We start from the raw sequence: 280 nt of genomic DNA, 5'->3' as shown, positions 1-280 counted from the left end.
AACCATGACTGGCAACGATAGATTGACCAGTGAATACATTGCTTGGGAAGGCTGCCAAAAATAGCGCTAACTGCGCAATATCATCAACCGTCGTAAACTCTTTGTCTACGGTATTGACCAACATGATGTCATTCACCACTGACTCTTCGCTGATGCCTTTTTCAGCTGCTTGCTGCGGGATTTGTTTTTCGACCAACGGTGTTTTGACAAAGCCAGGGCAAATCACATGCGAGCGTACGTTGTGCTCAGCGCCTTCTTTTGCTAGCACACGACACAGCCC

The 280-nt window shown here is 47.9% G+C and carries 1 protein-coding gene; it reads right to left on the bottom strand.

The window, feature by feature from the left end; genetic code table 11:
* Positions 1-280, bottom strand: a 280-nt coding sequence (locus AAEY83_RS14270; RefSeq protein WP_351059850.1) for an SDR family oxidoreductase, incomplete at both ends; no start/stop codon positions are given.

Origin of the sequence: Psychrobacter sp. TB20-MNA-CIBAN-0197 (assembly GCF_040309765.1) — a bacterium.
Taxonomy (GTDB): Bacteria; Pseudomonadota; Gammaproteobacteria; order Pseudomonadales; family Moraxellaceae; genus Psychrobacter; species Psychrobacter submarinus.
The sequence above is the reverse complement of the archived record's forward strand: the minus strand, read 5'-3'. Positions and strand labels throughout refer to the sequence as shown.